A 24236-nucleotide genomic window follows, 5' to 3' on the forward strand; every position below is an offset into this window, starting at 1 on the left:
AAAGTTGCGCAGCATTCCCGAGTTAATCGCGATCTGATTTTCATCGGTCCAACCTTGCGCAAGCGATTCCTTTTCATGCACGGCTGCATATACGACATGCGTTACTCCGGTCAGCGATTGCACCATTCTAGCGCAAGCTTCCGCATCGCGCAGATCCGACGAAACAAAATCCGCTTTACCTAAATATCCGCGGGGCGCGTCGCGACAATGCCGTGACGTGCGTTTGCGGCCACTGCTGATATGTTTCGACCGCCGCCTGCCCCACGACACCCGACGCACCGACAATAACGACATGGATTGCAATCGAGGCCTCCTGGGCTTCTGATAACGGTTCAACTCGTGCGGCCCTTAAATCCAGCTTCAGCTTTTATGCGAATGCATATGCCGGATTTAGGGACCGCGTTTCTGAAGAACGCCGCCGATAACGCACCGTTAGAAACGGATTAAGCCCTGAACCATAATTTCACGCCCGCGGGCTACTGTGCCGCGTTGGTCGCCAGGCTGGTTCGATTTGTCCTGCGCCGTAAGCAGATAATATCGGTTGCTGAGATTGCGACCGATCAATCCCAGTTCCCATCGCTCATTCTCGGGGCGCAGCCGGATGGCGGAATTGAAACGCCAGAAACTGGGCTGATAGGTTGATGGCGCAAGGGTTTCGCTACCAAAATATCCATCAGTGTAAAACACGTCGCCGGTCAAGTTGATACTCAGCGAATCGCTGGCCGGAATGTTGAGCGAGGCCCCAGCATTTCCAGCCCAATCCGGAGATCGCGCCGGCACCCTGCCAGTAAAATCCTGTGAAGGGCCAGGAAAGATGTTACAGCCTTGAGCCGCAGTCTGTAAGCCGTAGCATTGGCCGAAATATTCACCGAATCTGTTGCGATTATAATTGACTGCTGCCCTGAGGAGGAGATAATCGGAAGCCTCGTACAATGCCTGCAAGTCAATGCCGGTTTGCTTCAGACTGGCCGCATTGGAAAATGTATACGATACTGTCGCCGGATTATAGCTGTTCACTTGCAAATCGGAATAGATGTACCGATACGCCGTGGCCTCCAATTGTAACCGGTTCTGGAGAATCCTGCCTTTAGCTCCGATCTCGAAGCCCCGCGCCGTTTCAGAATCGAATGCAAGATCGCTTGCCCGGGTCGCGGTCTGGATCGTGCCGCTCAAAGCAAATCCACCCGACTTGAAACCTGTCTTATAAGCAGCATAAATCGTCGAGTCTGGCGTTGGATGATATGATACAGACACCTCCGGAGAGATGTTGCTATCTTCAAAATGATCCGAAAGTGATTTGCCCTGAGGAAATCCGGTAAGAAAGGCGTAGGTGTTTATAGAAAAGGAGTCTTTGGTTTCTTTTGTATAGCGAGCGCCACCGGCGATTTCTATTTCTGGAATCGGATTATATATTAACTGCGCAAAAGCGGAATACGTTTTCCCATAAGTGTATCCCGGCCTCAGCCACGCGATGTACAACCCTGTGGCCGGGTTGAAGTTTATTGCGTCGCCGAGTTTCACATTTTGCGCATAGTCAAAGTCCAGATCCTGATAAAATCCTCCGACCATAAAATTTATCGGAGAATCGAAATCGCTCAAGACTCGCAGTTCTTGGCTGAACGAATTTATGGTTTGCGGCTCGGATCCGAACAATTGCGCAAAACCCGAAATTTCACCTGTACCGGCCGCTTCGCCATCCAAATAGAGATATCCCGTCGTCGACGTTAACGTCAGCGGCCCGAAGGCGTAATTGGCATTGAGCGATGTAATTACGGCATCCAATCTTCCATGCGGCCCTCTTGGATCGGGGCCGTTTTGGATGATAGTGGCATTAGGCAAACCGGCGGAAGTATGATTGTCCCGCTCGCACTCACCATAAGGATCGACGATTCCTCGAATTCGTGGCTGGCCGTTCAAACAACCGCCGATAACCTGATTGCTTACGCCGAAACCGTCATCTTCGTTGTGAGAACCAAGTAATTTCAGCGTCACATCAAAATTGTTTGTCGGCTCGTATTTCAGTGTAATCCGTCCGGAAAACTCGCTGTCGCCAAGGCGGTGATCAGGCTCTGCGAGCGGCAGTGAAGGTGCGAACGGGTTGGGACCGGCGCGAGCGTCGTTATAAATCCAGCCTTCCATATTCCTGGCACGCACAGCCAACCTAATGCCAAGATTTTCCGTCATCGGTCCGGAAATCGCACCTTCAGCAACAGCTTCATCTGCTACGAACTCATATCCGACTTTGGCGTACCCCTCCAAAGTATCGGTCGGATCTGCCGAGACAAGCGAGATGACGCCTGCGGAATTGTTCTTGCCGAACAATAAGGCCTGCGGTCCTTTCAGGACCTCCACTCGCTGCAAATCGAAAAAACCTAGAGCAACGATGCGACCATTGCTCACAGGAACGCCGTCGATATTGACGAGCACTGACTGCTCGAAACCTACAGTTGCCGCGGAAGTGCTGATGCCTCGCACCGCGATGGACCCTCCGGCCGATGATTTTGTCTGGCCGATGACGACGCCGGGGGTTAGCTCACCAACTTTTTCCAGCGTGTCGGTATCATACCGCTGGAGCTCATCCGCTCCGAAAGCCGTCACTGCCACCGGGACCGAGAGCAGCGATTCTTCGCGACGCCGCGCAGTAACCACAATGTCGGCAATTCCGTCGGAGGTTTCGGATTGGTCCTCAGTCTGTTCGCCCTCGGATGGATTCGACACCGTCTGCTGTGGCGAGACTTCCTGGGCGACCTGTTGCGCTTGCGCATAAGAAAATGGCAATACGCTAAATGTGAGCGCGACGATCGCAGTTTCGGTGCTAGCAAAAAGACGCTTTTTCATCGATTGACTCCCCTAAACGTTCGCGCGGACCAGCCTCTTGGCTTGGCATATGATTTGACAGATTAGTCTATTTGACAACTATGTCAACATCATCATAGGCGCATTCGATGGTCTGAGGTTTTACCCATTCTGACGCCTTCCTGTCGGCATGTGGATGGGCGGGATACCGCCGTTGGGGTACGCACCGAACGGACGAAGCCTTGCGATCGTCGCGGAACACGCCGCGATCATCCGTGACATCTTCGGACGCTATCTCGAGTTGGGAGATGTCCGCCTTCTCGGCCAGAAGCGGATGGCACTCTGGCACCGGTACGAACGACCGCTGGCGGCAAACAGTATGGCGGCGGCAAATTCAGCCGCGGCCAGCTCTACACCATCCTGAAGAACCCGGTTTACATCGGCCGCATCCAGCATGGCGATAAAACCTATGCCGGCCAGCATCATCGGATCATCGAACAGAATGGCGCGGAAAGGCGGGCTTCCTGCTACGTATTATCGTTATATCTCAATGACTTAAGACTAGCTGGCGGAGCGGGTGGGATTCGATTATATCATATAACTTACTGCTATATAACAATTTGATATCAATTTCGGAAAATAATACCCTTTGCTATACCCCAAATTTTTTAAGATTGTGGCCACCCATTAAAAATCGGCACGTGCAGTACCGCAGGATCGCCGCCTTAACATCAACCCATAGACGATGCCCACACTTCGCTATTTTATGTCGCGAGTTACGCCAAATGTTCTGACCACAAACACAGAGCTATTAGCGACCTCACCGAGCGCGCTGAGCATATTCATAAGGTTGGCGAGTCAGACTTCAGGCGTTTGGGATGCCGTCCAGCACGACGTGTCCGCCGTCAGCACCAATGGCACAGATTTGAGGTTGTAGATTAAGGAGGATTTGGGTCTCTTCGTAGTGACGAAGGAACGAAGATGAGACCCAAATCCTCAAAGCCCAAAGCGACCGCCGAGAAGGTGGTGAAGGATATCCGCCGGGCGACCCGTCGGCATTTCTCTGCGGAAGACGAGATCAGGATCGTGCTGGAGGGCCTGCGCGGTGATGACAGCATCGCCGAACTGTGCCGCAAGGAAGCCATTGCGCAGAGCTTGTATTACACCTGGTCGGGGCCGCAGGCGACCGTAGGTCAACGAGTTCATGGAGGCTGGCAAGCGCCGCCTGGCGGGCGACACCGCCCGAGCTGCCACCAATGACGAAGTGAAGGATCTGCGCCGCGAGTCCCGCGATCTGAAGGAGTGCGTCGCCGATCTGACGCTGGAGAACCGTCTGCTTAAAAAAAGCATGCTGGCGGATGGGGCGACGACGCATGAGGTATCCCGCCACCGAGAAGCTGGAGGTCATCAGGCTGGTCGAGCAGTCGCATCTGCCTGCCAAACGCACGCTGGATCAGCTCGGCATCCCGCGCCGAACCTTCTACCGCTGGTATGACCGTTACCGTGACGGCGGGCCGGAGGGGCTTGCTGATCGGCCATCGGCGCCAAGCCGGGTGTGGAACAAGATCCCGTCCGCAATCCAGGACCAGATCATCGAGCTGGCGCTGGAACAGTCCGAGCTGAGCCCACGCGAGCTCGCCGTGCGGTTTACCGATGAACGGCGCTACTTCGTGTCCGAAGCCACGGTCTACCGTCTGCTCAAGGCCCACGATCTGATCACCAGCCCCGCCTATGTTGTGATCAAGGCCGCCGATCGCTTCCACACCCAGACGACCCGGGTGAACGAGATGTGGCAGACGGACTTCACCTACTTCAAGATCATTGGATGGGGCTGGATGTATCTGTCGACCGTGCTGGACGACTTCTCACGTTACATCATCGCCTGGCGGCTGTGCAGCACGATGCGGGCCGAGGACGTCACCGACACATTGGATATAGCGTTGGCGGCATCAGGCTGCTTGTCGGCCAATGTGCGGCATCGCCCACGGCTGCTCTCGGACAACGGCCCCAGCTACATCGCCGACGAACTGGCGGACTACATCAAGGCGAACGCCATGAGCCACGTCCGCGGCGCTCCGTTCCATCCGCAGACCCAAGGCAAGATCGAGCGGTGGCACCAGACCCTGAAGAACCGCATCCTGCTGGAAAACTACTTCCTGCCCGGCGATCTGGAGAAGCAGATCGAGGCGTTCGTCGAGCACTACAACCACCAGCGCTACCATGAGAGCCTGGACAATGTGACGCCTGCCGACGCCTACTTCGGCCGCGCCGCAGCCATCATCAAACAGCGGGAAAGGATCAAACGCAAAACCATCGAACATCGGCGCTTGCAGCACCGCAGGATCGCCGCCTAAACATCAACCCCCAGACGAGACCCACGCTCCGCTAATTTACAACGCGAGTTGTGCCAAATGTTTTGACGACGGACATGGCGTTGCAAGAAATGCCTTGACTAACACCATCTGCCATCTATTTCTATCATTGCGGGCAACCGTTGCGTCGAGACGCTGTCGATACCTTAGTACAGGGACTGGCCGATTCGACAAGAACGCGAGCAAACCTGACTCGCTTTACTCCAGCTGTTGTCGACGCAACTGGCATGCCGACCCGACTGGGAGGCAGTTGATCCGGTAACGGGTCAGACCGGGCTGTCAGGTGCCAAGGTCTCTTCAATATATCTCAAATTGAGGAGTCCCGAATGGCGATGCGCGCCCGAAATAAGAAGATGAATACAAGAAGGACCGATCTTAGGGAGAGCGACAATCGCTTCACTCCGGTCAGCTTTCTCCAAGCAGTTGAGCACGGCTTTGGCGAAATAGATTTCGATCCGTGCTGGCATGTTGACTGTCAAGTGCGCCCTCTCGCGTACTTTGACGTACGCCAGGGAGACGACGGATTGCGTGACCCCTGGTTCGGTAATGTAGTGTTCGTCAATCCGCCGTGGTCTAACCAGAAGAAATGGGTCGAACGAGCACACAGCCAATGGTCGTGCGGCAACGTGAAAACGGTTGTGTGCTTGGTCCCCGCCAAGACCGACACTGATCTGTTCCATGACATCCTGTCGCGGGACGCCGATGTCTATTTCATCAGAGGGCGTCCGAAGTTCTTTCGTGAAGACGGTTCATCCGAGTCGACCATGGTGAGTACGATGGCCGTGATCTTTGGTGCAACGGACAAACAAAAAAGGCGGTTTGCCCAAAAAGTTCTAGGCTCGTGGTGGCAATCGCCCCCTCGATCGTCGGCGTCTGCGGTGTCAATGCCGATGTCAGTCTGCACAAAGCTGCGCGTGTATGAGTATCCGCCGATGTCGTGCGTATCGGGCTGTCAGGATCTGCGTGTCCATTGCAGGCACCACTCCGGCTAGAGCTAGCGTTTTTTCGCGAACCGAGGAAAATTCAGCGACCAATCAAATGAGCGTGCTTCACGTATCCATCGAGACTGCATACGCGCGGTGTAAGCTGGAAATTAAGCCTAAAAAACTGGACTGCTAGTATTCAAACTTGCTCATCTGCTCAAATGACTGACGTCGCAGCGCGCAAGGCCCTAGCCAAGTCCGGCCTAGCGGCCCGCATCGGTCTTGAGAACCAGCTTTTGCGCTATTGGCTAATCAAACGTGAAAAGTTTATTTTCACGCGATCGGAGTTCCCTCTCGATGAACGAAATCTGTCTTGAAGGGTGAATGCGCTGGCGATCTAAAGCTAACCTACAAACCAGATTATCGATTGTTGATCACAAGGGAGAAAGGCCCAAACTCCAGTTTCGCTAGATAGGGTAGCCCAAGCGGATCGTCTGCGCACACAGGATAGAAACACGATTCCGCAAAACTATTTTTTTCCAAAAAAGAAATTCGCATAAGCACCAACAAAAAAACAAAATTGATCCAGGATTTGGCAGTCATCAAAGGCGCATCCTATAACTCTCCATACCAATATGGAGATTATGGATATGAGCAAGACATGCGGAACGGCTGGCACCTCTTCAACCAAAGGCGGCTCGCGCCGGAAGCCGACCAAAGCCGGATTAAATCGAAGCAAGCGGTGGCGAGCGGCTAAGCACCGGCCCAATAGTGCTCTCGCACAAGACATTAGTAAGGCAGAGCCAAAGCCGCCGCCAGGCTTTGGCACTCCGCGATACAGATTGCTTCCGGGTGACTGTGCAGAGATCGTCAGGATGGCAACGGATGCTGTCCGGAAGGCAAAACGCAATACAGGCGCAGCCAAGGGCGTTCATGTCGTCAACGAACTCGCCAAGCTGTTCAATCTCGATCATGCAGAGCGGACTTGGCTGATCGCTTGGGTCAATTACCTAAACCTCTGGCCACAGATCGTGGTCGAAGGGAAGTATCGGTCCGGTGCGCGCATCCTGGCCGCGCTGCGCCTGCCGGTCTTTCCGGTACCGAATGCTGGGCTGGTTCCCACTGCATCGTCGGCACAGGTGCCGACGTCGGCCCCGTCACCTTCGTCCACTCCAACCCCTCCAGCAGCGCCCAGTCGGTCGTCTGCTGCACCGCCACCTCCGCCGCCACCGCCACCTCCGCCGCCGCCACCGACGACGACGACGACTAATCAGACAGCACCTGCGACCAGCGCTACCAACGACTCGCATGAGCGGATCAGTCAGAGGTTCGCATCATTAGGAAAGGGCGGCACAGTCGATTCCAGTTCTGCCGCTTCGACCGGTGCTCCAACCGGCCAGCGCGAACCCAGCGCGGAGCAGAATATCCCGCAGGCAAGCCCTGCTCCATCGACGGGCAGCACTGCGTCCTCGATCCTGCCGCCAACCCCCCGAGCTATCCCGCTCAAGTTCACCGAGCTAAACAATGCCAACGGCAAGACATTTGGCCATGCATACTATTTCTCCGATGACCTCTCCGAAGTCCGCGCCAAGGCTCGGGGACTCGCCGCGGACAGCGACGGCGTGTCCGAAATCCGTAACCACAGCGCAGCCGCTGAGAAGTTCCTCATCGACACTATGCAGAAGCTGGGAGTGTCTTTGCCATGATACAGTATCGGCAAAGGGGGGGTGAGCTTAGGCAGGATGGAGGTGGGGGACCCACCTTTTTCGACATCGTGTCGCTGGCGCTTCGTGACGTCGGTTTTTTAGCGCGCGTTTGGCCGCGCGAGGTCGGAGTGTTTTCTCATGCCGTCCGCTAAGCGACCGGACAAGCGCTCGGCGCGGTCCTGCATCAAGGTTTATCTGGATGATAAACAGCTTGCAGCGGTTGATGCTCGGCGCGGCTCAAACTCGCGCTCTGCCTGGTGCCGTGACCGCATCATGGCAAGTGAGAACTTCCATGACCCTCTGTTCGCCGTTGCGTCCCGCTTTGCAGGCGTTGCAGCGGCGATGCAAAGCGAACGCGAGCATGTCGAACGGATGGTAGGCGCTGCGACCATGCTGGGGTCTGTTGTCCAGCATCAGGCAGATACTGCGACGCTTGCGCTCGCGGACTGCGGCGTGACCGTGCTGAGTGAGGTAGCCCAAGACATGAAGGAAGCCCTGCGCGCTCGCACATCTGTGAGCGAGGAGGTCGTGCAATCAGCGCGTGATCTATTGGCCATGGTGAATGAACGCCAGCAGCGGGCGCGGACGTCGATGCCGTGGACGAAGCGCAAGCCATGATCGCCAAGATCTGGAAGTATGAGCTCTCCAAGGACACGAAGGGCGGCGCGGCGCAGCAGAATGTAGCCTATGATATTGCACTGGGCAGCTCCTGTTACATCCTGGGCGTATCACCGGCTGCTAGCTCTTTAGAAGCGTTCGAGCTTGCCCAGCGCGTAGGCGACTATATCGGCGCGCCCGACGTCGATCCCGAGCGGATCCTTCAGCGCTATTCCAGCGGGTTGGTCTCTACAGAGCCGGTCGGACAGGCAAACGAGCTCGCCGTCCATGCCGCCGCTGCCGGTCTCGCCCGTCTCTATCACCTGGTCTACAGCTACAAGGTCGATGACGAGCCCGACGCAGAGATGCTCAAGTTACACCGGGAGATATTCCTGCGGGTGCTGAACGCTGATGGCTGCGCGAGCGTAGGCGCCGATCATGGCGACGAGCCCAACCCCCATCACCACGAAGCGGTCGTGGCGATGGATCCGCTGACCGGCCAAGGCATATCGTTCGGACAGGGCTGGTATATCGAGGCTTGTCATATCGCCTTGGCTATCTGCGAATATCGGTCGGAGCTCGAGCCCGAGCCAAACCGCCGATATGTGGCCGACGAGCGGGGCGTGTATCACATGCTGAGTGGCCTACGCATCGCCGATGCCGACGGACATATGGTCAAGGACGACGATGGGGCGGTCAGTCGCAATGCAATCGTCGGCATGCATAAACAGCACGACAAGATCATGAGTGGTAATGCCCCGCCTGACCCGTCGCTGGCAGGCCAACCCTGGACTATCGGGCGCGCCGTTGAGCTCATCGCGGCGCCGCGAATGCAGACCGCATCGACCTGGGAAGAGCTTCATCGCAACCTGGCGACGATCGGCATCCGCTATACAATACTTTCGAACACGGCCAGGCTGGAGCTGCAAGGCCATGGCAACGATGAAGCCGACCGCAGCGCGTTTATCGATGATCATATCCGCGCGGGCGCTGCCTACGCCAACGGAGCGCTTGGCAAGCTAAGCCGCCGCCTCGGATTTTTTCAGCCTCCGCCCGATGATCTCATGGTCAGACCGTTTGTAATGCCGCGATATGATCCACCCGTTGATGACGCGAAGGTCGAGAGGGCAGAGAAGAAAGCGTTGGAGCAGGAGCTTCGGCCGCAAGCCGAGGAACTGCGACAGACCCTCCAGGATGAAAGCGCACAGGACCGCGCCGACTTGCAAAAACTGAAGCTTGCGGACCTTTACAGCGATGCTCAAACGATCATTGCCGGTCCGCGGCGGGAGGAGCTTGCGGTCGTCGAACGACTCATGATCGACATTGGTGTAAAACGCCGCCGCGTTTCTAAAAAAGCCTCTGCCAAACCCAAGCCGATCGAAACGCCGTTTTTCGACGAGAGTAACGCGCTAGCCTTGTTATGGCGGGGGCACCGAGCTCGCAAGAAAGAACGGCTTGCGGACCTGCGCAGGACCGAAGCACGCCGGGCCGAACTAAAGAAGCTCTACACAACGATCGAGCGCTATGGCGTGATCGGGTATTATCGCGGCAAGGCGCTCGCGTTTGTCGAACATGCCAACACGGTGATGGTGCATGCCGACGACCGGCAAACCAAGATCGATGCGCTAAAGCTGGCCGAGGCGAAATTTGGCAAGGTCAGGATCTTTGGCGACACGGCATGGATACAGGACTGCGCAAAGCTCGCCGCCGAAATGGGTATCGAGCTCCACAGGTCTCAACAGCATATCGGCGAAGCGCATCTGAAGGCACTGGCTCTCAAACCGAAAACGAGGCTGATCCATCCTCCTGATCCCGAACTTTCGGCTAAACCGATTGCGGCGGCATCGCCGCCTCGCGCCAATACCGCGAACGCCCCTCGTCAGCCGGTTCGCATTGACGCCAAGTTACAAGAAAGCGTCCGCAGAGAGGAACGACAGCGAAGCGAGCGTATCAATCGCATATTAAAGCGCTTCAATGACCTCGAGTTGATCAACGACGTTGCAGATGAGCGGGCCAGAGGGGCAAAAATTCGCTTGCCAAACTCGGATGCCGCGCACGCGTTGCTCGATAAGATGGACCGCGACAGACTTCAGCTGCCTTCCTCTAGGTTCGACCACGAAGGCGTTCGGTATCTTGACGACAAGGCACTCAACGAGGCGCTCGGGGAGAAGCACGGTCAGGACGTTCTACGCCCTGACATTCAAGCCCGGTTGCAAGCAATCGACCTTCTGCAGCGAGTTCGCTGGCGATGGATCGGCGACGCCATGAAGGTCGGTCGGATCAGCGTTCAGAACGACGAAATCAAAGTCGCGCGCAAAGACGACAACTGGGCGATCAACTTCTATCGCCAGCAGAGCAACGATCCGAACTTCCTGCATTATTTGCGGATGGATGGCGAAACCAAGAATGAAGACCACAAGGTCGATTTAAAATGGTTGGACACCCCGCCAGAAATCACGGTCTGGCGCCGCGAACGGTCGGCCAACAATCCGAACGCGGCAGTGGTCGGCGCGCTCGCCGATGAATTCTATCTGCGAATGAGCAGGAGCCCTGAACGTTTCAAGAAGGTCCTAACGAAACTCCAGCCCACTCCGATGCAAGCTTATCTGGAAGGCAAGGCACTACAAGAAAGCGCCTCTCGCTTCGGTATGGAATATTTTAAGGTGACGCCGCACAAGCCCGGCAGCGGTCGGAGAAGGCGGCCTCCTGGCGTTCAACTGCCGACGGGCAAAAGTCTGAAGTGATCGCGGCCGAAAGGCGCAGGCTACTGCGGCCGATCTGTTGGATCTGCGCAGGCACTATTGCTGCCAATATTTTGAATCTTGAGAAGGAAAAGCGAGCCGCTCGGCGGCCGCTTCGGCAGTAGATTTACGGATGAAGGAGTGCCGGAATTGAACCGGCAATCGGAGGGAAAAAAGAGCTTAAGCTCGGCTCCCGCCTCGCCGGTTCGATCACACGAACCGGAGTAACTTTAAATGCATACACATCATTTCAATCCGGCAAGCGAAACGCTTGCTGAACAGCTGATACGCGACAGCAACTATCGCATCCTGCGGGCCGTGCCCCCGCGGTTCACAAAAATGCCCGAGGATGGCGTGCCGCCAGAGGGCCGATGTATTGCGATTGTCGATACCGAAACTTCGGGCCTCGACCCTGACAATGACTGTGTCATCGAACTCGCCATCATGCTGCTGTTCGTGAGCCCAGTTGGCGAGGTAATCGCCCATCTCGGACCGCTCGCGTGGATGGAAGATCCTCAGCGCACTCTCGACCCGCGCATTACCCTGCTGACCGGGCTCGGGGCTCAGCATCTGACGGGCCAGAAAATCGATGACGCCTTTGCGCTGAAGATGCTCGAACGCGCCGATCTTCTGGTGGCGCACAATGCCCGGTTCGATGCGGCGTTCATCGAGCGCCGTTATCCGTCGATTGCAGGACGCGCTTGGGCCTGTTCCTGTGCTGAAATCGATTGGTTGCTGCTCGGCCACGACGGCCGCGCCCAGCAGCATCTTCTGAGCCAGGCAGGTTGGTTCGCCGGGGCGCACCGTGCGCCTGACGATGTCTGGTCGTTGTTCTGGCTGCTCCAGCAGCGGCAACGCGGTCCGGGCGGCGGCGCCATGCGCACGCATTTGGCGCGGCTGATCGAGGCTGCCGACAAGCCCACAGTCATGGTTCAGGCCGAGCGAGCACCGTTCGATAAGAAGGACCTGCTGAAGGCGCGGTCCTATCAGTGGAACAGCAAGGCACGGTTCTGGCAGAAGGAGCTGCCGGAGAACGACGTCGATATCGAAGAAGCGTGGGCTTTTCGCAATGGCCTGCCGCCATTGACGAAGCGCGAGATCACGGCCTGCGAACGGCACCGCTAAACCCGCTCATCACCCAACCCAGCACAAGGCCCGCTACTGGCGGGCTTTGTGCTTTTCAAGGACAAGACACATGACCGATACACTCAATCTCCTCGAGCAGATGCTTGAGAAAGAGGCCCGTCAGTTCGAGGGCCAGCACACCGAGCGGGCCGAGCCCGCCACAACCTCCATAATAGTGCTCGACCTGGAATTTCGCTGGGATCGGAATGCTTACGAAGGCTACCGGATCGCTGAAGGTGCCACCGCCTGTGACGCAATCCGCTGGCCATTTCATGAAGTTGCTGCTGCTTGCTGGCTGACGGCGACCTTCTCACCTGGCAGGGATGTGCCTGCTGTGACTGGACCAACCGTTCTGTCGCTGGAAAACATGAGCGAGCGCGAGCTGCTGGAACGCCTGTTCGATACCCTGCATCAGAACGCTCAGTCCATTCTGATCACATGGGGCGGCGAGGCGCGAGATTTGGCCGTTCTACGACATCGCGCTGCGGTCCACGATCTCGTGCTGCCTACGCAGCTGCGCAACAGCTCGCCATTCGCTTCGCAGCGGCTCGATCTGTGCCGGGATATTTGCGTGCAGGCGACGTCTGTTCATTTGTCCGAATATGCTGCCGCCAGCTCGATACCTGCGAAGCCCATCCCATCCAGGCAGATCGGTAGATTGGCCGAGCGAGGGGAATGGGGGAAGGTGCGCGAACAGGTCGCGGCCGATGTACTCACCACGACGGTTATCGCTCTACGCCATCTCGGAGTTCGTGAGCTGATCAAATGCGTTCGCGCCAAGAGCGTGAACGCCGTCGCACGGGCGGCGGCCGAGAGCATTCCCCACAGCAAGTTCGTGAACCGGGATTTTGTGCCCTGGGCGATGGGCCGGCCCGCCGCAGTGCTAACGCAGAGACGGGCCGAGCAGGCGCTGCACTGATCCTGTCACTCCACGTCCAATTAAGCAGAAGGGAGCGCTCGATGACCTAGCGATGCAAAAATATGCCGGTGTGCGTCCGGCAAGCTTCACGCACAAATCCAGCTCGAACAACCGAGCATCTGCAAGCCGCCCGTCATGTGACGTGAGCGGCTTTTTTCATGTCCAAAGGAATTTTAGAATGCCCAAGCAGAAAACACCCAATCGTGCGCCGACCGTCAGCTCAGCGCCGACCACCTATCCCATCGCAAACACCGCGGTCGCCGCCACGCAGCTGTTCAAAGTGCCTGAGCGTCATCCTCGCGGCGAGGGACCGTGGAAAGACGAGGCGGACAAGATCGGATGGACCGACGAGCACACCGGCCTCCAGTGCATCATCCTGCGTCAGCAAAACGGGACCCTGGGCGGTTACGTTGCCGTAGAGGTGGATCATCCGCTGTTCGGCTATGCAGCGGACGCCATCCCCGGCGATCTGCACGTCGCTGTCCATCGCGGGCTGTCCTACGCAGCGATATGCGAGCCACGTAAAGCCGAAGCAGTGTCGGTATGCCATGTGCCGCCCAGCCGGCATGGAAGCAGCGTGAATGATCTGTTCGATCATGCCGACCTCTGGTGGTTGGGGTTCGACACCGATCATGACCACGACTTCGTGCCCCGTGTGGAAGGTGGCCAGGACGAGCAGATCAACCATGGCCGGACCTATCGCGACCAGGGGTATGTCTACCGCGAATGCATCAAGCTGGCAGCACAGCTGCAGCGCATCGAAACCTGGGTCGATGCGCCGCTCCCGGGCGAGCTCCAGCAGACGATCCCTCCGATCGGGGAGACCGGACAATGAGCAAGCGTTCTAAGACGACGGGCTACGCAGCCGACCGCAATACCAGCCTGCCCTGGGGGTATTGGCTGATGCTCGACGATCATGGCGATGATCGGATCATCGATGAGGATGGTCGCCGCTGGAGGTCGGTCCGGGAGAATCTCTGGCTATCGCGGCTCGGCATGCCGCGGCTGAACAGTTCCGCTCAGGAGGAGGCGCTGGAATTTCTGCTGACCGTGCTGGCGGTCATCGATCGCCGGATCATCAAGGTGGAAGAGCTCGTCATCGATCTGTTCGAGGCCAACTGGCACGTAGCTGACCATTATGGCCAATGGCTGATTGCGCAGCAGCTTATCGAGCATGACATGGAGGGCAGTCCCACCGGTCCACTGACAGACGAGGGCAAGGCTGTGCTTGCGATGCTGGCATCTACCAGGTCGCCGGAGCACGCGCCGATTCCGATCGGCATGAACTGGGTCAAGGTTCGGCGCGGCCTGGACCGTGGCACGGCGAGCGACGGGTTGAGACAGCTCCTTACCGAGCAGGAAGCCCTTGCGGATCGGCTTCCATATCGGTTCGTGCGCAAGACCATTGTCGATGGTCCGGGCATAGTGCTGGTGGGAGATGCACTGGGTCCAACTATGCCGCTACGCCGCACGATCTGGTCGATGACCTTTCCCGACGGCCATGCGCGTGACCGCTTCTACCTCTGGCTCCACGAGCGGCTCGACCGTTGGGAGGCTTGGGGCGAGATGACGGAGCACGAAGGCGGGCGGGTGCTCAGCGAGCGTCTGCTGCAGCTGGCGTTCGCCGATCGTCTGATCGAGATCACCTGATCACTCTATCAAAACGGGCCGCGGAGATAACTGATCGCCGATATTTTCGCGGCCAATCCCCACCATAAATCGCCACGACACAAACCCGTAGTTACCGAAGGCCTTTGCAATCTTGTTCGTACAAACGTTGCAAAAATGCTTCGACCCTCCACCCAAATTGGCCATTGTGCGGGGTCGCCCGAGCGATCGCCTTTGACCTCTCCGACAGCCGAGAGACCATGAAGTCATAATCAAAGAAAGGCTTTTGCGGGGTTTGCAAGACCAAGATTGCAGAAACGGTCCTGGCGAACATCGCCGCGTGCTCCTTCAAGATCCTTCGATCCACACCATCGTCAGCCCAATTGGCAAGAGCAGCAAAATGAATGACCATCAGTCTAGCGGCGGAGCCGTAGCCTTCCACGAAGCCAAGTGTGCGCAGATGACTAGCCAATTCCTCTGCCAAGACGACTTTGCCGATTGTTATCGCTTCAACAGCCTCAGGGTGTGATGAATGGCCTACGCGACTGAGCAACAAACACCCCTTGGGGGTACCACCTGAAAACAAATGGATAGCTGCCTGATACATGCCATCAATCTGGCCTAGGCCGCACGTGGTTACGCCACCGCGAAAAATCGTCGGCTGCAAAATATGCATGCGGTAATGCTCGAGGGCTTGCTGAAAAGCCCCACGCTTGCTGCCAAACCGATTATATAGCGAGGACTTGCTGGTCCCAGTTGCTTGTAGCATTTGATCGATAGTGCAGCGGTCATAGCCAAGCTTGAAAAACGAGTCTGTCAGTTCATCCGCAGATTTATTCATATCGAAAAACCTTGTCATAACAGATCAAATTTAGGCAAGTGCCAATCATTGCCAATAGCAAAGATAACTTGTCCCGCCGAGAGACACAAAAAGAACGAGCGGTCCAGAACGAGCGGTCCAGAACGAGAGGTCCAGAATTATTGCTTTAGGTCGTCAGCGCATGGCATCTAATGTTTGCTGTCCCAAAGTCATCAAATCGAATCCGCTTTTTTCCATCGATAGGATGATCGTGCGCGACTTGCCACCGCGGCGCCTGCTGCTGCTGATGCCCTCTTTTTTTGTATCTACGTTCGACCGCCACATGGCCAAAACTGATCGCTTCGATAACGAAGTCAAAGGTCCAGTGTCGGCTGTCCTGAATTGAGCCATTTCAAACGCTAAAAACCTCTTTACCGATTTGCACCTTGCGCCCATATTGTTTGAGAACGCGTCCATATATCCGGTTAGCATGCCGGATTTGATCGAGCCTTTTGTGGGCGTTCCGGCCGAGAGTGGACGAGCCACGGATTCGGCAACCCTATATTTTTGACCATAAGAGGGGTACGTCCGCGACGCTCCCTCGGCTCGCTATCTACTCGGCGATGTGCCCGCTTAGGTCATGCACAGGATCAAAAAATGGCCGCTTATGAGAACGCGTCGCAGAGCTTGGGAGAGGCGCATCAATCTGTGACCGCGCTAATCGCTTTTATGATGGACGGGGCTCCGCGAGAGGATGAGTACTCGCGGGAAGCGGCATTCATCGCGGTTCCCGATGGCAAGGAGTTCGGACTGCATGACAAATGGTACATGCGCGAGCGAGACCTTTTCGCGATCGCATTCCGCTGTGGGCAGGAACAAGCAGGGCCGACCAACGCCGACGTGTATGAAGAGCTGAAAAACAAAGTCGGGACTAACCCATACTGTTCCCCGTGGCACCGTCCGCATCCAAAGCTCTTCATGGTCGCCTCACAGGAAAATGAGACCGGCTACGGCTATAGTTAGGCGCGCGTCGTGCATATCGGCCCAGTCCCTCGCGAGGATTTTGACCTTTGCGCACAAAAAGGTGAGGTTGCACTTCTCAGTGCAGTAACAGACATGAGAGATGGCGTGCCCAACCCCTCAGGTCCAACTGAGAAGAACGGTATGGGCATATGCAGGCAGAGCAGATCTCAGATTTCGGGTCAAAAATCATGACGGGCTGGCACTGCAAGGACGGCAGGGAGAGTGCGTCAACGACTGTCTTGTCAATGTTGGATGCAATTGAGAACTCACTTTCTGCTGAGCACAGACTACGGCCAAGGGTCTTATCCATTTTGCTTCATGATGAGGAGTCGCTTTGCGAAGTCGAGCTCGAACTTATTCCGGACGTCGTGCTGTTAGTGCAATTCGGGTTCGACTGGGACGACGAATATCTTGAGTTTGATGAATACGTTGAACCTCTAGGCGTAGATAGCGTCGCCTATCTGGTCTCTTACTGGGCACGTTATGAAGCGAATATGCGGCTCCAAGAGACGGCAGACCGCATGGTAACGACGCGGCGGCGACTCGAGATTATTTCAGAGAGGTTGACAGCGCAGGGAACCCCTATGGAATTCGTAGATCTTCGAATCTTACGCACGCGCACCTTTTCAATCAATAAGCAACTGCCTGTTATTACAAGATACCGGACCTTGGATCACCATCTCGAAATGGAGATATTTGAAACTGAGTCTGGATCTTTAAGCCAAGCTCTCGAAGAATATTGCGTGGTGGGCTATTTAAAATACAGAGCTGCTTTGAGGGACAAGTTTTCCGCGCTAGGAGCCCATGGATACATTGATCGATTAGCTGTTAACTCAATAGAGCTAAACCATAATTTATCTGATTTTATAAAGTCAGGCGGTATACGAAAATCCAGCGGGCAAAGTGGTTTGCCGATAGAAAACGGGGATGGACATGTTCGCTTCCTTGGCTGGAAGCAAAGTTCCGGACTCTTTCTCTGTAACAGGAACACTATCATAATCAAAAACCGATCTTTGCCTGAAACGATCTTGAATTTACTACCAGGCCGTCCAATCACAGACCTTGTTGAGCACCCCGTTTTAACTCCAGACCTGATCATAACTTGTGCTTGGGTTGAAAATCGGAACGGCTCGCCGAACCTCAAAATCGAATTCGATCAGCCGCGTTTTCTTTTTTGCCGAAATACCGGCAGGATATGGAGGGAGGGCAATTGATGGGCCGAGAGCGGAATGGCCGGTCATGATCGGTAGATGAGCTTAACCGACGTTCGACCGTTCATTCTGTCCGCGCGACGTTGCCAACCCCCAAAGCACTGCGGTGAAATGCCGCGAGGGGATAAACTCGCTTCGTGGCGATCCATTTGAAATTGCGAGCGCGCCTATAGCAACGCTTTATGCGAAGCTCTATTTCGCTTCGAACGTGATCGAATTGCGGATTTCTATCGTGTTGACACCAACCGACATCGGAGTGCGCACTCCCGGGATGGCTGTGACGTCAAAAAGTTCAACGATATCGCCCTCCATGCGAATCCATTCGACAATATCTCCGTTTGAAAGATTTATAATCACCACTCCGCACCAAGCATCGCCGTCACGCTTTGTGAGTTCACGCTCCAATGCCAATTCCTTGAACGAGCCGTCTCGCGGCTTGGAGAGCGTAACAATGGCATGTCCACGGTAGATAGAAAGGCCGCGCATGAAGCCTGGCGCGAATGCGATGTCGCGCTTCTTGCCAGTGGCGGGATCAATCGCGACCAACTGGCCCCGTCCGGAATCGAGAGCATAAAGCGTGCCGTCCACAAACCGCGGGGAATGCGGCATCGACAGACCGTCAGCTACGATCCTGTCTGTGGTTACATCAATGATTACACCGCCGCGATCGCGCCGCTCCCGCCATCCATTGACCAAGTCCGTGCGGCTGACCGCACTGACAAATTTCGGCTCGCCATTTGCCATAGCGAGCCCATTCAGATGGCAGCGATCCTCTGGGGCCAGCTTGGATATGAAGGGCGGTTGCCAGATCGGAGCGAAACTGTGGCGGAGATCGAGCCGCGCGAGACAGGAATATTTGGTGTTGACGAAGACTACCCGCCCTTTGTTATCGACACCCAACTCATGGACATCGACATCACCGGTAGTCTGCGCATTGCGGGGCACGAATACCGCGTCGAATGAACCATTGCCGAGCTCTCCTGGACGAAGCATGTTTTCCAAACGCCAAATCTGGAAATGACTGCCGAGATAAAGGCGTCCGTCATGGAATGCCAATCCCATGGCCCGGGTGTAATTTTGCTGATTTAGCGAAATGCCGCCGTCTGGCAGCACTCCAACGAGAAACAATTGTCCAGTCTGATAGGACGTAAATGCAAGGCTAGCGTCGTTAACGCGAAACCAGTCCGCCAACCCACGCGAGACCGTGATGTCGGTCTTGGGCGGTTTGGCGGGTGATATGCTGTCTTCCGTCAAGATGAGATCCTGAACGGGGCACCGGGATTTTTAAATCCGCAATGCCCCTTCAGATCAGAAACGGATGCGGAGGCCCGCGCGGCCGCCAGCACCTTCAAGATCCGTGACGCCGTTACTGTCCTTGAACGAACGCCGATAGTTGCCCTCGAAGAAGCCGGAAATGCCATCAGCGCTTCCGATCGAGAGGCCAACGATCGCTTCACCATAATCGTTGATCGAATTATTCACGAAGCTGAACGACTGGCCATTATTTGTGAAGGTGACGCCGTCTTCGCCACTGAACTCGTGGACATAGTTGGCGCCAACATAGAAGGAACCCTTGGTCGCTCCGGCAAGGCCAAACTGGCCACCGATACGGCCGCCGGCACGTCCACGCAGGCCATCGTCATCATCGAAATCGACCCGCGTCGGTCCAACGTCGAAGGAGTCGAAGTCGCTCTTCACGTAGGAGATGCTAGCGGCTGGCTCGATGAATAAGGTGTCGCTACCGAAGCGTATGCCTGCTTCGGCGCGACCACCATAGGCGTCTCCCTTAACGTCACGGCTGAACCCGGCCGACTGACCGTTCACATCGCCCCAGTAATAATCATATTTGCCCAGGGCGTTGAAGAAGAAGTTCCCCGACGAGTAGCTGGCATAAAGACCCGCGTTGACTGCGTCGTAACGGATACGATCGGCCGATCCGGCAAAGTTCTGCGAAGAGTTCAAATAGCCGCCGGTTACGCCAAAAGCGAAGCCGCCCTTCTCACCGCTAGAACCACCGAAGTCGATGCCAAGCTGGCCACCGAAATAATCCTGCTGGAATCCGCTGGACAGCGTGCGCGTGCGCGAGAAATCGGTTACGTCACGGTTATCTTCACGGGTATCGACGGCGCCGTGGATTTGCACCCAAGTCCGTGCAGACGCATCGCCGCCACCAAAGCCCCAGAGCGCATCACGCCGTGCCCGCAACTGGGCGGAGATCACGTCGGCCGATTGCAGCCACAGGTTGCGAACACCTTCAACATAATTGAGCGTGCGGAACGCCGCATCGCTGGGCGCACCGACCAGATCGTAACGGCTGTTGGCCGCGTCGTAGACCACTTCCAGACGGACTAAGCCCTGCTCCTGTGAACCATTGGCAAGGCTGAAAGCACTGGCGTTGGATGCGGCGCCGACATCGACCAATGTACCGCCATTGCCGAAGCTGAACAGATTGTCGTCGAGCGAATTGAGCACGATCGTCGTATTGCCACTCGCCGCACCGCCGATGATCAGCTGGTCGTTGGTATCACCAAAGGCGATGTCCAGACCGAGCTGGCTGTTGCCCGTGCCCGTGAAGCTGCCCGTCAAGGTAAGCGTGTCGCCCGCCCGGCCGTTTCGTAGATCGACGAGACCGCCAGCATTGGTGAAGCTTTCCAGACCAGTGAAAGTTGGCGAGACAGCTGCGGTCGCGCCGTTCCCAACCAGCACCGTGCCGCTGTTCACAAAACTGTCGGTGCCAGCCCCGAAATCGGGATTTACGCCAACGACAAAGGTGCCGCTGTTATTCACACTATCGGCACCATCGGTCAGGACGATGTCCGACGTCAGGCGGCCACTGTTGGTGATCGCGATCGGCCCACCCAGCGCCAGCACTGCAATGCCATTGGCATTGTTGGCGATGGTTCCGGCATTGCTCAGCGTGCTGCCGGTGATGGAATCGAGCGTGATGGAGTTGCCATCGGAGGCCTGCACGCTGCCGCCGCTTGCCACGGTTACCGCAGCGGTATCACCCGTTACGTAAAGCGCGTCGGTGCCGTCGCCCTGGGCAAGAACCCGGCCGTTGACCGTCGCGGAAGCCGCTTCGGTTGCGGTCACGACTACCGCGCTGGAGCCATCGCCGCTGGCAAGGACATTGTTGACCGTCGCGCTGGCGTTCCCATCGGTTCCCGTGACGCGAATTGCGTCACCGAAGCCGCCGTAAAGCGCCTGGCCGGAGGTGTTGACGCTGCCAGTCGTGATGACCGAAGCATTGGCACCGGTCGCGATGATCGCGGCGCGGGCGCTGTCCACATCGTCGTCCAGCGCTGCGACCGTCGACACATTGTTGGCGGCCACGGTCACATCACCGGTGTCGGATACCGCAATGATACCCGAACCGCCACGGCCGGAAGCCAGAATGCTGCCGGTGCTGGAGACCGAAACATCGCCGCTATCGGACGAAGCATAGAGCGCGGTGCTCGCCTGCCCTGTGCTGGTGATATCGGCACCGGAAACGCTGACGTCGCCGCCAGCCGCATAGGCCGAAACGCCCGTGGTGAGTTGCCCCGCCGTGCTGACCTGAGTGAAGGTGACATCGGCGCCGCCTTCTCCGCCGACCGCGGTAATACCGTTGGCAGCGAAGCCAGTGGTATCGATCGCGCCTGCATCAACGGTCACGCCGCCATTGCGGGCAACGGCGTAGACACCGGCCGACTGATCGCCGGTCGTCGAGACCGTTCCGGTCGAAACCGCCACGCTACCATTATAGCTCTGCGCCGAGACGCCGTTCGCACGGTTGCCGGTGGTGGTCACGTCGCCCGTGGCGACCGACACGTCGCCATCAAAGGCATTGGCGCTGACACCGACCGCGCTAAGACCGGCGGTCGACAGATCGCCCGAAGTGACGGTGACGTTACCGGTCGCCTGCGCAGTGGCGACGATGGCCGAAGAGTTGGGCGAGAAGGAGTAATTTCCGCCTTCTACACCGACGGTCGAAACACTGCCCGTGGTAACGACCACGTCGGAGTCTGTACCGCCCGCCGCGAGAACGCCGTTGGAAAACTCGCCCGTCGTCGAGATGTCGCCTACAGTGATTTCAAGCGGACCGTTGTTGCTCGCCACATCTACGGCATTGGCATAATCGCCCGCCGTGTTCACGTCGCCGCTGCCGGTCACGGTCACGCCGGTTTCGCCGCGTGCGATGATGCCGCGGCTGTTGTCACCCGCTGTGGTGATCGTTCCGGTGGCATTGACGGTGGTCATGCCGGTGGCCGATGTCACGTCCACGCCGTCAGCATTGTCGCCGCTGGTGTTGACGTCGACCACACTGACCATGGCATCACCATTGGTTGCCGTGGCGTTCACAGCGTCTGCAGTGCCGCCGTAAAGCGCGCTGCCCGTGGTCGTAGCCGTTCCGGTTACGGTAACCGTCGTGTTCGCACCGCTGGCGAGAATGCCGCCGCGCGTGGTCTCTAGATCGCCCTCATCAGCCGCCGCCACGATGACGTTATTCGCAGTGACAAAGGTGTTGCCGGTGTCGGACTGCGCCACGATACCAACGCCGCCGCGGCCCGAAGTCGAAACCGTGCCAGTCGTGTTGAGCACAACATTGCCGCTGTCTGACGCCGCATAAAGAGCAGTGCCACCCTGGCCCTGCGAACTGATGTCCGCGCCCGATAGGGTCACATCACCACCGGTTGAGACTGCTGAGATGCCGGACGCAAGCCCGCCGGTCGCAGTCACTTCGGTGAAATTGACATCGGCGCCGCCTTCGCCTGCAATGACGTTGATGCCGCGTGCCCCAAAGCCCTCGGTCGAGATTGCCCCGTTCGCATCGACGGCGGCACCGCCATTGCGTGCCACAGCGTAGATACCAGCCGAACCGTCACCGCTGGTCGCGACCGAGCCGGTCGAGATGGATACGTTGCCGGTATAGCTCTGAACCGTCGCGCCGTTCGCGCGGCCGCCTGTCGTTACGATGTCACCGGCACTGGCCAGAACATCGCCATCCGCGGCGCTGGCGTTGAGACCTGCTGCGCCCAGACCTGCCGTCGAAAGATCGCCCGAATCGACGGTAACGTCGCCGGTGCCTTGCGCCGTCGCCACAATCGCGGTGGAGGTGGGAAGGAACGAGTAATTGCTGCCTGCGGTGCCAGTGGTAGCCACGTTGCCAGTCGTTACTATCACATCTGAATCGGTCCCGCCGATCGCGCGAACCCCGCCCGAAAGTGAGCCGCTAGTCGAAACGTCGCCCACCGCCAGGTCGATAGCGCCCGAATAGCTGGCCAGATCAACCGCGTTGGAATTGTCGCCAGAGGTGGAAACCGTGTCGGCGGCAACAGTGATGTCGCCGTCTGCGCGGCCGAATATGCCTTGGGTCGCATTGCCCGTTGCGGTGATATTCGCAACATCGATTGCGAGCGAACCAGAGGTAATAGCGCGGACACCCGCCGCAAATCCGCCGGTGGTGCTCGTCGCGCTGATGTCGCCCGAGGACGAGATCGAAACGTCGCTGGGGAGCGCCGAACCGCGGCTATCCACGATGATGCCATGAGCGTTCGCGCCCGTGACGTCGATGTCACCAGAATTATCGATGACCACACCGCCATCATTATAATTAAACACCGCAATGCCGCGGGCGGTGTTGGCCGATGTAACAGTCAGATCGCCCGAATTGGTAATTGCCGTGCTGCCCTCGCCGTTCGCGTAGGCTCCCGCGAAGATAGCGTTGGAGAAACCGTCCACACCCGTGGTCGCAAGCGCTATGTCGCCGCTGTTCACGATTTCTATGGCTGAGGCACCATTGTAGGTCTGCGCAATTACTCCGTTGGAGAAGAAGTCTGAGCCCGACAGCGTGATCGCGCCGGAATTCGTGACGGAAACTGGTCCAACATCGGAACCTGCCGCGATAGCCGATGCAAAGTTTGCTCCGCTTCGATCTCCATCGACGGTAATCGCACCGGTGTTGGTTACCGTTACATCGTTATTGGAATAGGCCCCGATACCGCGCGTGCCAGCAGTAATCGTCGCGCCGTTATCTACTGTGGTGCCCGCAGTGTTGACGAAGATGCCCGAGCCGTTGGAATTAATCGTCGCGCCTGTCTGCGCGGTTACTGCACCTTGCACGTTGCCCTGCAGGACAACGCCTGATGTGGTTCCGTCCGGTGCCACGACCACATTCGAATCGAGCACGATAGTCAGGTCTTCGACCGGAGCGTACTGAATGCCGGTGTTGTATGGGTTGTTGTCGGGCGAACACGTCACTGTTCCATCTTGCGGCGCACCACATTGGTTCTGTGCCTGTGCGGCTTGCGGAAACGCCGCGCTTGCCAGTGCCAGAACACCCAGCGCGCAACCTTGGCGCAAACCCAACATGGGCGAACGCCCACGCGAGTGGAAATGATCGACCGAACCGAAACGTACCATACTCATGCATTCCT

Annotated in this window: 16 protein-coding genes and 1 pseudogene; 12 read left to right on the forward strand and 5 right to left on the reverse strand. The window is 57.3% G+C overall.

Annotation, left to right across the window (positions count from 1 at the left end; translation table 11 throughout):
• Positions 1–432: 432 nt before the first annotated feature.
• Together ACOQPC_RS14800 and ACOQPC_RS14805 are read right to left on the reverse strand one after the other, a co-directional pair.
• Positions 433–2838, reverse strand: a complete 2406-nt coding sequence (locus ACOQPC_RS14800; RefSeq protein ID WP_420606476.1) for a TonB-dependent receptor — start codon at positions 2836–2838, stop codon at positions 433–435.
• A gap of 249 nt (positions 2839–3087) precedes the next feature.
• Complete coding sequence (locus ACOQPC_RS14805; RefSeq protein WP_420606477.1) at positions 3088–3282, reverse strand: hypothetical protein; 195 nt, start codon at positions 3280–3282, stop codon at positions 3088–3090.
• Between ACOQPC_RS14805 and ACOQPC_RS14810 the strand changes: the two genes are divergently transcribed.
• The 10 genes and pseudogenes from ACOQPC_RS14810 to ACOQPC_RS14855 all read left to right on the forward strand — a co-directional run bounded on the left by ACOQPC_RS14810 (position 3217) and on the right by ACOQPC_RS14855 (position 14829).
• Positions 3217–3420, forward strand: a complete 204-nt coding sequence (locus ACOQPC_RS14810; protein ID WP_420608160.1) for a hypothetical protein — start codon at positions 3217–3219, stop codon at positions 3418–3420. The genes ACOQPC_RS14805 and ACOQPC_RS14810 overlap by 66 nt on opposite strands.
• A gap of 357 nt (positions 3421–3777) precedes the next feature.
• Positions 3778–5150 (forward strand): annotated as a pseudogene (locus ACOQPC_RS14815) (IS3 family transposase).
• Positions 5151–5494: 344 nt separating this feature from the next.
• The gene (locus ACOQPC_RS14820) at positions 5495–6160 is read left to right on the forward strand and encodes a DNA N-6-adenine-methyltransferase (RefSeq protein WP_420606478.1); all 666 of its coding nucleotides are present in this window, start codon (positions 5495–5497) and stop codon (positions 6158–6160) included.
• An 806-nt stretch (positions 6161–6966) separates the two neighbouring features.
• Entirely contained in the window at positions 6967–7797 is an 831-nt protein-coding gene (locus ACOQPC_RS14825; RefSeq protein ID WP_420606479.1) for a hypothetical protein, read from the forward strand.
• 138 nt (positions 7798–7935) lie between these two features.
• Positions 7936–8415, forward strand: coding sequence for a hypothetical protein (locus tag ACOQPC_RS14830; RefSeq protein ID WP_420606480.1), 480 nt, complete (start codon positions 7936–7938; stop codon positions 8413–8415).
• A complete protein-coding gene (locus ACOQPC_RS14835) occupies positions 8412–11138 on the forward strand; it encodes an LPD7 domain-containing protein (protein ID WP_420606481.1) in 2727 nt (908 codons plus the stop codon). Before ACOQPC_RS14830 ends, ACOQPC_RS14835 begins: the two co-directional genes overlap by 4 nt.
• Positions 11139–11369: 231 nt before the next feature.
• A complete protein-coding gene (locus tag ACOQPC_RS14840) occupies positions 11370–12260 on the forward strand; it encodes a 3'-5' exonuclease (RefSeq protein WP_420606482.1) in 891 nt (296 codons plus the stop codon).
• A gap of 70 nt (positions 12261–12330) precedes the next feature.
• Positions 12331–13179 carry a hypothetical protein gene (locus ACOQPC_RS14845; protein ID WP_420606483.1) on the forward strand — a complete coding sequence of 283 codons (849 nt, stop codon included), beginning with the start codon at positions 12331–12333 and terminating at the stop codon, positions 13177–13179.
• A 178-nt stretch (positions 13180–13357) separates the two neighbouring features.
• Entirely contained in the window at positions 13358–14014 is a 657-nt protein-coding gene (locus tag ACOQPC_RS14850; RefSeq protein WP_420606484.1) for a hypothetical protein, read from the forward strand.
• Positions 14011–14829, forward strand: coding sequence for a hypothetical protein (locus tag ACOQPC_RS14855; RefSeq protein WP_420606485.1), 819 nt, complete (start codon positions 14011–14013; stop codon positions 14827–14829). The genes ACOQPC_RS14850 and ACOQPC_RS14855 overlap by 4 nt, the downstream gene beginning before the upstream one ends.
• A 91-nt stretch (positions 14830–14920) precedes the next feature.
• On the opposite strand, the gene ACOQPC_RS14860 is transcribed toward ACOQPC_RS14855, so the two are convergent.
• Positions 14921–15628: a TetR/AcrR family transcriptional regulator gene (locus ACOQPC_RS14860; protein WP_420606486.1), complete on the reverse strand. Its 708-nt coding sequence runs from the start codon at positions 15626–15628 to the stop codon at positions 14921–14923.
• Positions 15629–16243: 615 nt separating this feature from the next.
• Here ACOQPC_RS14860 and ACOQPC_RS14865 point away from each other — a divergent pair.
• Together ACOQPC_RS14865 and ACOQPC_RS14870 are read left to right on the forward strand one after the other, a co-directional pair.
• A complete protein-coding gene (locus ACOQPC_RS14865) occupies positions 16244–16609 on the forward strand; it encodes a hypothetical protein (RefSeq protein ID WP_420606487.1) in 366 nt (121 codons plus the stop codon).
• Positions 16610–16758: 149 nt separating this feature from the next.
• Positions 16759–17823 carry a hypothetical protein gene (locus ACOQPC_RS14870; RefSeq protein WP_420606488.1) on the forward strand — a complete coding sequence of 355 codons (1065 nt, stop codon included), beginning with the start codon at positions 16759–16761 and terminating at the stop codon, positions 17821–17823.
• Between the two features lie 189 nt (positions 17824–18012).
• Here ACOQPC_RS14870 and ACOQPC_RS14875 read toward each other — a convergent pair whose 3' ends face one another.
• Together ACOQPC_RS14875 and ACOQPC_RS14880 are read right to left on the reverse strand one after the other, a co-directional pair.
• On the reverse strand, positions 18013–19074 hold the full coding sequence (locus tag ACOQPC_RS14875; protein WP_420606489.1) for a TIGR03032 family protein: 1062 nt from the start codon (positions 19072–19074) through the stop codon (positions 18013–18015).
• Between the two features lie 54 nt (positions 19075–19128).
• Positions 19129–24222 (reverse strand): beta strand repeat-containing protein, encoded by a 5094-nt coding sequence (locus ACOQPC_RS14880; protein ID WP_420606490.1) that lies wholly within the window; start codon positions 24220–24222, stop codon positions 19129–19131.
• Between the last annotated feature and the right edge of the window lie 14 nt (positions 24223–24236).

The organism is Novosphingopyxis sp. (genome assembly GCF_965218915.1).
Classification (GTDB): domain Bacteria; phylum Pseudomonadota; class Alphaproteobacteria; order Sphingomonadales; family Sphingomonadaceae; genus Novosphingopyxis.

Excerpts from the sequence above, each read along its gene's own strand:
- ACOQPC_RS14880 (WP_420606490.1), bottom strand. The coding sequence starts at position 24,222 with ATGGTACGTTTCGGTTCGGTCGATCATTTCCACTCGCGTGGGCGTTCG.
- ACOQPC_RS14820 (WP_420606478.1), top strand. The coding sequence starts at position 5,495 with ATGGCGATGCGCGCCCGAAATAAGAAGATGAATACAAGAAGGACCGAT.
- ACOQPC_RS14825 (WP_420606479.1), top strand. The coding sequence starts at position 6,967 with ATGGCAACGGATGCTGTCCGGAAGGCAAAACGCAATACAGGCGCAGCC.
- ACOQPC_RS14805 (WP_420606477.1), bottom strand. The coding sequence starts at position 3,282 with ATGATGCTGGCCGGCATAGGTTTTATCGCCATGCTGGATGCGGCCGAT.
- ACOQPC_RS14860 (WP_420606486.1), bottom strand. The coding sequence starts at position 15,628 with ATGAATAAATCTGCGGATGAACTGACAGACTCGTTTTTCAAGCTTGGC.
- ACOQPC_RS14835 (WP_420606481.1), top strand. The coding sequence starts at position 8,412 with ATGATCGCCAAGATCTGGAAGTATGAGCTCTCCAAGGACACGAAGGGC.
- ACOQPC_RS14855 (WP_420606485.1), top strand. The coding sequence starts at position 14,011 with ATGAGCAAGCGTTCTAAGACGACGGGCTACGCAGCCGACCGCAATACC.
- ACOQPC_RS14830 (WP_420606480.1), top strand. The coding sequence starts at position 7,936 with ATGCCGTCCGCTAAGCGACCGGACAAGCGCTCGGCGCGGTCCTGCATC.
- ACOQPC_RS14800 (WP_420606476.1), bottom strand. The coding sequence starts at position 2,838 with ATGAAAAAGCGTCTTTTTGCTAGCACCGAAACTGCGATCGTCGCGCTC.
- ACOQPC_RS14865 (WP_420606487.1), top strand. The coding sequence starts at position 16,244 with ATGGCCGCTTATGAGAACGCGTCGCAGAGCTTGGGAGAGGCGCATCAA.
- ACOQPC_RS14870 (WP_420606488.1), top strand. The coding sequence starts at position 16,759 with ATGCAGGCAGAGCAGATCTCAGATTTCGGGTCAAAAATCATGACGGGC.
- ACOQPC_RS14840 (WP_420606482.1), top strand. The coding sequence starts at position 11,370 with ATGCATACACATCATTTCAATCCGGCAAGCGAAACGCTTGCTGAACAG.
- ACOQPC_RS14845 (WP_420606483.1), top strand. The coding sequence starts at position 12,331 with ATGACCGATACACTCAATCTCCTCGAGCAGATGCTTGAGAAAGAGGCC.
- ACOQPC_RS14850 (WP_420606484.1), top strand. The coding sequence starts at position 13,358 with ATGCCCAAGCAGAAAACACCCAATCGTGCGCCGACCGTCAGCTCAGCG.